Origin of the sequence: Deinococcus aerolatus (genome assembly GCF_014647055.1) — a bacterium.
GTDB classification, from domain to species: Bacteria; Deinococcota; Deinococci; order Deinococcales; family Deinococcaceae; genus Deinococcus; species Deinococcus aerolatus.
In genome coordinates this window covers 1-7023 of record NZ_BMOL01000042.1, presented here as the reverse complement: position 1 = coordinate 7023, position 7023 = coordinate 1, and the positions used below count along the sequence as shown (strand labels likewise).

Annotated in this window: 6 protein-coding genes; 3 read left to right on the top strand and 3 right to left on the bottom strand. The window is 43.4% G+C overall.

What is annotated here, in order from left to right:
- The first annotated feature begins 425 nt into the window (after positions 1 to 425).
- Positions 426 to 1559 (top strand): DNA adenine methylase, encoded by a 1134-nt coding sequence (locus tag IEY31_RS18165; protein ID WP_229723765.1) that lies wholly within the window; start codon positions 426 to 428, stop codon positions 1557 to 1559.
- A 1-nt stretch (position 1560) separates the two neighbouring features.
- The gene (locus tag IEY31_RS18160; RefSeq protein WP_188974366.1) at positions 1561 to 2304 is read left to right on the top strand and encodes an EcoRI family type II restriction endonuclease; all 744 of its coding nucleotides are present in this window, start codon (positions 1561 to 1563) and stop codon (positions 2302 to 2304) included.
- A 49-nt stretch (positions 2305 to 2353) separates the two neighbouring features.
- Here IEY31_RS18160 and IEY31_RS18155 read toward each other — a convergent pair whose 3' ends face one another.
- Positions 2354 to 2848 (bottom strand): ribbon-helix-helix domain-containing protein, encoded by a 495-nt coding sequence (locus IEY31_RS18155; protein ID WP_188974365.1) that lies wholly within the window; start codon positions 2846 to 2848, stop codon positions 2354 to 2356.
- A gap of 184 nt (positions 2849 to 3032) precedes the next feature.
- Here IEY31_RS18155 and IEY31_RS18150 point away from each other — a divergent pair, with 184 nt between their 5' ends.
- A complete protein-coding gene (locus tag IEY31_RS18150) occupies positions 3033 to 3521 on the top strand; it encodes a hypothetical protein (RefSeq protein ID WP_188974364.1) in 489 nt (162 codons plus the stop codon).
- 1983 nt (positions 3522 to 5504) lie between these two features.
- Here IEY31_RS18150 and IEY31_RS18145 read toward each other — a convergent pair.
- Together IEY31_RS18145 and IEY31_RS18140 are read right to left on the bottom strand one after the other, a co-directional pair.
- Positions 5505 to 5831 carry a hypothetical protein gene (locus IEY31_RS18145; protein ID WP_188974363.1) on the bottom strand — a complete coding sequence of 109 codons (327 nt, stop codon included), beginning with the start codon at positions 5829 to 5831 and terminating at the stop codon, positions 5505 to 5507.
- Between the two features lie 215 nt (positions 5832 to 6046).
- Positions 6047 to 6937: a hypothetical protein gene (locus tag IEY31_RS18140; RefSeq protein WP_188974362.1), complete on the bottom strand. Its 891-nt coding sequence runs from the start codon at positions 6935 to 6937 to the stop codon at positions 6047 to 6049.
- Positions 6938 to 7023: the final 86 nt, after the last annotated feature.

Genomic DNA, 7023 nt, shown 5'->3' with positions numbered 1-7023 from the left:
GGGCGAGTAATGGTAACGGATGGATGATGGGGGAATGTGTTAGACACCTTTACGCCTTCCCACCCAGGCGTGTACCCTTAGAGAACAGTCCCCACTGTCCGTTTAGGTCTTCGCGCCTGAGCGGTCTTTTTTTGTGCCTTAAAATTATCAGGTTCTAGGGCCAGGGGTGACTTGCGAATCAGAGTAGAAGCTCCGGCGAAGGGCTGACGCTGTCTCAGACGCTATATTTGTCTGACGATGCTTATCATCGACAGACCATGTGACCACCATCTATTACTCATGTCTGATGCATCAACCGGAAATCCCTAAAAACTACATTATACTCGAAATAACTATAATATTGATCGCTGAATGAGTATTTATTCTATCAAATCAATTTCGCAACCGGACCTTTCGTATTCAGTATGAAGCAATAGAGGCTAAACATGACTACTATCACTCAGCCATCTCTGTTCAGCATGGAGATAGAAGAGGATCCACGATTCTTAGAAAGACAAATCATCACGTATATTGGCAATAAACGTTCTCTCCTTCCATTTATTGGTAAGGGAATTAATCAGGTCAGGCAGGAATTAAACAAGGATAAGATTAGATTTCTAGATTTATTTTCAGGGAGCGGAATAGTCTCGCGTTATGCAAAGCAATTTTCTAGCCATATTATCTCCAATGATTTAGAAATGTATAGCTATGTAACCAATTCTTGCTACTTAACTAATATTAGCGATGTTGATATTGATTATCTAAGTGATTTAGCCGGTAAATTAGATTATCAGATACAAGATAATTTAGAATCTGGTTTTATAACAAAGTTGTATGCCCCAAAAGATGAGTCTCAAATTACCGAGGATGATAGAGTATTCTATACTCGTCGCAATGCAATGTATCTTGATACTGCTTGTCGAGTCATCAACGAATTACCCAAAGATATTCAGCATTTCTTTTTAGCCCCACTGATGGCAGGAGCGTCTATACATACCAACACTTCGGGGGTGTTCAAAGGATTTTACAAATCTAAGAATGGCATAGGGCAGTATGGCGGCGATGCGAAAAATGCTTTGACTAGAATAAAAGGGGAGATAAAGATCACATCACCCATCCTATCAAGATTTGAAAGTGAATTTACTGTCTATCAGAAAGATGTCAATGTTATAGTTGATGACATTGATGAAGTTGATATCGCATATCTGGATCCTCCTTATAATCAGCATCCTTACGGATCGAACTACTTTATGCTTAATTTGCTCTGTTCTTACCAACAACCAGATGAAATTAGTAGAGTATCAGGTATACCAATAGACTGGAATCGCTCACGTTACAATCAGAGAAAAGAAGCTGAATCCGCTTTATTCGATCTAGTAGATCGTTGCAGGGCAAAGTATGTGTTAATTTCATATAATTCCGAAGGCTTTATTAAATACGATAGTTTTATTGAAGAACTTCAGAAACATGGCAGTGTTACGGCACTAGAGATGCCCTATAATACATTCAGGGGTAGTAGAAACTTAAAAGATAGGAATATACACGTCACTGAGTTCTTATTCTTACTAAAAAGGATTTAAAATGGCGAAGAAAGAAGATCTTAGACTGCAGAGACTCGGAACTGTAATAAACCAAACCTCTTCGAGGCAAGAGAAAGCGCTTGTTCTAGCTTTAGCGAATGTATCTAGAATGCTTGAGGAGAAATTCCCTGGAATAAGATTGAAATTAGAAACCCAATGGTTTCTCTCTACTGTAGTCTCCAATCTGCGTGAGAGGTTTCCGGAAGCTGAGTTCCATTATTACCACGAGCGATCTTCGATGCGTCCTGATGGTGGAATACTTTCCATATTAGATACAGAAGATAAAGCCTATCCTATTCTAATTGCCGAGAAAAAGAATCAAGGAACAAACAATCTCCGGGCGGCTGAAGGAAAAACAAAGCAGGCAAAAGGAAATGCCATAGAAAGACTGGGGAAGAACGTTATTGGCTTTCGTACAGCCTTAATGGGCGAATCTATCTTTCCGTTTGTATGTTTCGGAGATGGATGTGACTTTGAAGATGGATCTACAATTCTCGATAGAGTTACCACAATAGCAATGTTTGGTAAATTAAATCACGAGCATTTACATAACACTGGATTAAAAGGAATATTTGACAGAGGAACGTTTTATTTCAGAGAAAAAGAATGGGACGAAGCTGAAATGACAGACAAGTGCTATTCTATTGCTGAAAAAAGTGTCTTCTATTATTATTCCAAGCATGGCGAAGATAGCTTTGTAAATCCCAAAAATCCTCAAGCTAATCATCAGAGTAAACTCCTATGAATATAAGGACGTCAGATCTTTCTATATAGATCTAATTAGTCATGTTCAATTATTTCCCAGCTGGCCAATCAAGCGATACCACCACACCCAACTTGAGCAGCGCCTGGACGGTGCGCCATGAGACTAGACTGCCCTTCTCGGTGGTGTAGTCGGCGCTATCCGGCTTCCTGGTGATGGTGTAACCCTCAGCCAGCAACTTCTCAGCAGCGGCGTACTTCTCTGGCTTCCACTTCAGACCTCGGCTTACCTGCTGCGCTATCACGGTCACAGCAGCAGGGAGGTTAGTAGCTGGTGGCTTCGCTGGTCTCTTCTGCGGTGCTGCTGCCCTAGCCGGTGCTGGTGGCTTAGCTGCTGGTGCTGGCCTCACTGGTGGTTGCTTCAGTAGATGGGCCTCGATGAGTCCAGCCACCACTTCAGACCGGCTGACCTCTTCAGTCACAGCAGCGTCCAAGGCGTCCTTTAGGTGTGGAGGCAAGCTGATACTGAAGGTCTGGTGTTTGTTGCTGGCCTTCCTGCCTCTACCACCGACATGCTTTTTGGTCATGCCAAGAACTTACACTAAACTGATGTTGAGTGTTTGCTATAGCTACCGCATAACGCCGTTATACCGCTGCTAAACCGTCCGCAACATTTTCACCTAACGCCAGTTAGATGCAAAAGTTGAGTACGATTGGGACTACTTTCAAATCTGCGTGCCGCGTGAAGGCGAACTCTGTACGATACCCAGTGTGAAAAAGTTCTTGACCTCTCTCTTGGTGCTGAGTTCACTATCGATTCAAACTACATTGGCCGCCGATGTCGCTATAGGCAACTTCTTATATAGAGAAGTTATAGATCCGTTGGACGATTCTAACCGTAGTTTCATTGCGACTAGTGCAGTAGAGGGTACAGGCGGCCTGGTATGGAAGTGTGGTATCGAGGGTGTTAGTGTATTTGTATATCACCCAGATGAAGGGTATGAAAAAGGCGAAGAGTACTCAATAACCTATAGATTTGATAAAAGAGAAACGGAGCAGATGGGCGGTTGGCATACAGGGTCCAGCAATACAGCACTATTTATGGACAGTAGTTATATCAATGTATTCACTGTCGAAGCCTTATTAAGTAAACAACTTGTAATGCGTCCAAATAAGCCCGGTATTGGGTTAAATGTATTAACTTTCAAACTAGATGGTCTAATTAGTGCCTTAAATGAATTATCCTGTATAGACTTCTAGAGGAGATTTACCAGGGTACTTTACCCTTCAGAACAGTCTACTGGCCTGTACGGTGGTTTACAGAGCCTCATTTCATCCGGCATCCGCACTAGCTTTAGCAAATTGATAAACTTTGATACTTTGAAGATTTGCAACACTATCATTCACCAGCTTTAGTGTTAACCCTGCCCGTAACGCTAATCTCTCACTAACTCAAAAGATGGTTAGTGTTCGATATACGCTTACATGTCAACTTCTATCTACTTGCCACAGTCACAGACTTTAACTGTCAACCTTATTTCGCTTACCTCCTCTCGATGTTTGCTCACAAACATCTCGTAGTTCCATACATGGAACTGTTGATACACATTGAAACACTAATCTTCCCGGCTATAACTGTTCCGTTATTTCTTGCTCGTTATCTACGGATAACTCACAAGACTTCACAGTTAAGTACAATCTATTCAGCTACAAATTTGAAGAAAGTTAATAAATAAATCAATATAGTAATTCTATTTAATACACATCTTCATCGGGTAAGACATGCCCCTCCTCCGGCATTCGTTGCACGAATACCTCCTGGTTCCCGTTGTGAACCGCACCCAGTTCTACAAGTCAACATTAGTTCAATTATAGCTGTGATAGATATGGATAACTAAAGTAGATTCACAGTAGTCTCTATGATAGCTGTTATATGGTTCTAACCATGCGGACTAGTGTTGTCTACTAATACAGCTATCATCGACAGAGTATTGACTTCGACATCTTTAGATGCGTGTCTATATAAGGTTATATAAGGCTTAGTAGTTGTGGATGTGGGTAAATATACCTATGTGCGCTAGCTACGTCTTGTAGGTACTTAAATGGTCAATTGCGGGGCATGTCCTTATCTCCAGTCTAATCAATAGAACAATACACTAGACACAGCTATCATCGTAACTGCATTGACACCTAAAGATTAGGATAATACTGTTTTACTGTTTCATTGGTCGGGGGTTATATTGGCTTTGCCTATCTTACTTTGCTGAATTTAATGGCAACTCCGCGTCTTGTTATAATTCTATTACACACAGCTATCATTGACAGGAATGTGTATTAAACGATTCGATAGAATCTGCAGTTGGTGGAAGTACGATTAACTATGAAGTGTTATGAAGTTACGCAAGTAACGAGTAACATCTCACGGAATAGTTAACTAACAAGTGAAGTTGCTATAACATTCATATTCTTTTATTCCATCAAGTCTGTCATTTAAGCCAAGTAATGATAGTTGTTAACTTCATCAAGTTGAACAAGTCTGAGAGTTGAACAAGTCTACAAGTTGATGTATTACATTAAAGGGACGTAGTAGGGAATACTGCCCATATTGACTAACATTACCACATGCGTACACTTGCTAAATCTCCTGGATATGTCATAAGTACGTACATTTATTGATGTTTCAAACTTGTAAGCCAATCGCTCTTGACAAACTCCGGGTCAGTTGTTCTTCTGGTGCTTCCCCTAGACAGAAAGACAGACGGTAGGCAGGCGCAAAAGCAGAGGCGCATCCCTCCCTTACCTGCCGCAGCGCGGCGACGAACCCAGCACCAGGGCAGTCAGCAGGCAGGGCCACCGAACAATTCCTTACCAGCCCCGTAGGGGCAAGCAGGCAAGAGGCCCAGCCAGCGGGAACAAAGTTGATTACCTACCGCGCAGCGGTGAACAAGCAAGAGAGCCGGCCACTCAGCGGGGAAGGGCAGCCATGTACGGTGAGGTCTAGCGACTCCTGACCCTGCACCCTACCGGGGGCTTGTTTTCTGACACGGTGTTGCCGAACTGGGTTAGGAGGTACTCGTCCATTTTGTGAACGTCCAGGTGCAGCTCGTTATCCTGGCCTCTGAGTCAGGGCAAGAACAATTTACTCTCAAATAGAAGTAGATTTGCCGTCAGCGTCCAGATATCAATAAGTATGATAATTACACATTATGATCATAAAAGGCCAGAATTGGCTTTCAAACTTTTTTATCCCGGATATCTTATGAAGAATTGAATAATCCAATAAATTACCGATAGGAAAATCATTGACTTAGCAAGATTTAAGAAAATTAGAGGCAAAAACTTTTTATTATTAGTTCTATGCTGTTTCTCAGATTCAAAAGTATATATAAAATTACCATTTTCTGATTTAACCTCTATTTTTTCATTCCATCTTGAAACTTTTTCACGAAACCCTCTATTTACAACAACGTAGTCGTTATCATCCATAGAGACAACTATCGATACATTCATTTCTTTTGTAATTGAATGTCTGTATCTGATCGTATCTCCGATTTTTACTATATTCTTCACAGTATGCCATCAGAATATTCTAGATTCAACATCTCTTCGATTTGTAAATGAATATTCTCCTCCAATAAGAAACACTTTACTTCTATTAATTAATTGTGCTGAGCGTTCTCTAAATAATACATCTAATATGTGAATGACCATAGGATTTTTGTACCACTTATTAGTTTGGTTTTAAGTGAAGATCTACGCTCTTATTCGACGGATCAGGTTATGGCTTAAGTACGCGATAGTGAGTCCCAGATCCCTGCTACCTTCAGCCGGTGGACTAGCAGCGCACCAGGAGACTTTAGCCCTTTCCACTCCTCGATGTCCGCTTTGAGCCGGGTCAGCGCGTTCTGAAGCTGATACAGGGTGTTCTGGCCGATCTGATCGCCCTCGATGGATCGCCATAGCAACCAACGCCAAAAGTTCAGGTTGGTGTGATCGCCATAACCAGCAGCCAGCGCCTTGGCGTACCGATCTACGGACTCTGCCCTGCGCGTGGGGTGCGTGTCAGTCAGCAGATCCAGGCTGTAGACGTACTCCGTCGCGGTGGGTTTACAGTCATTAGTAACGGGTTTTGATGTGGTTCCGGGTTTAACGGCCCATGCTTTTAGGGCTGTGTTTGCCGCTGTCTTGGCTGAAGGGTGTGACTGTAAACCCTGAAGGAATCGCCATGCGGTGCGGGTGCCTGATTCGGTATCGGCCTGGAGGTTGCGCCATTGGTGCTTCAGATCAAACCAACGGAGGCGGGCGCTATGGCCTGCCTTAAAGCTGACGGCAAACACGGTGCCGGTCTTCCGTGCTAGGCCGTACCAATCCGCTGTGTGGCCTCTGGAGTCAACCAGGCCGCAGGTCTTGAGGGTGCGGAGGTGTTTGTAGAAGGTCACGCGGCTGATCGCCAGCACCCTGCACATGATCTCGACAGGCTGATGAATCACCACCTGGCTAACGCCCTGGCTGTGGCCTCGGGTCTGGAGGGTGCTTACGGCGGTATCGAACAGAAGAGTAAAGATCGCCCTAGCGGTGGTGGGTAAACGGGTGGTGATGTCGTCTAGGACAGTATCGGCAGTGAGTTCAGGGCGAGTAATGGTAACGGATGGATGATGGGGGAATGTGTTAGACACCTTTACGCCTTCCCACCCAGGCGTGTACCCTTAGAGAACAGTCCCCACTGTCCGTTTAGGTCTTCGCGCCTGAGCGGTCTTTTTTT

Coding starts and splice junctions, on each gene's coding strand:
- IEY31_RS18155 (WP_188974365.1), bottom strand. CDS start 2,848: ATGACCAAAAAGCATGTCGGTGGTAGAGGCAGGAAGGCCAGCAACAAA.
- IEY31_RS18160 (WP_188974366.1), top strand. CDS start 1,561: ATGGCGAAGAAAGAAGATCTTAGACTGCAGAGACTCGGAACTGTAATA.
- IEY31_RS18165 (WP_229723765.1), top strand. CDS start 426: ATGACTACTATCACTCAGCCATCTCTGTTCAGCATGGAGATAGAAGAG.